Raw genomic sequence first — 447 nt, forward strand, 5'->3', positions numbered from 1 at the left:
AGACACAACGTTACGTTCTATCATAGAGCCTGGAGATGAAATTATAATACCGGGACCAATTTATGCAGGCTACATACCACTCATCGAAGTACTAGGTGGTAAACCAATTTATATTGATACAACAGCAACACAATTCAAAATTACACCTGATGCGTTAGAAAGTCATATTTCTCCAAAGACAAAAGCTGTCTTGTTAAATTATCCGACTAATCCAACTGGCGTAGTTTTAAAAAGAAATGAAGTTTTAAATATCGTAAATGTATTAAAAAAATATCCGTTATTTATTATTAGCGATGAGATTTATGCTGAAAATACATTTAGTGGTAAACATGTATCTTTCGCTGAATTTGAAGACATTCGTGATCAATTAATATTAATTGGTGGTTTAAGTAAATCACACTCAGCAACTGGAATAAGAATTGGTTTTCTATTAGGACCTCAATATCT

At 32.0% G+C, this 447-nt stretch carries 1 protein-coding gene; it reads left to right on the forward strand.

Annotation, left to right across the window (positions count from 1 at the left end):
• Positions 1 to 447, forward strand: a 447-nt coding sequence (locus tag GUI70_RS25365) for an aminotransferase class I/II-fold pyridoxal phosphate-dependent enzyme (RefSeq protein ID WP_161884520.1), incomplete at both ends; no start/stop codon positions are given.

The sequence above is a fragment of the Deinococcus alpinitundrae genome (assembly GCF_009982895.1).
GTDB lineage: Bacteria > Deinococcota > Deinococci > Deinococcales > Deinococcaceae > Deinococcus > Deinococcus alpinitundrae.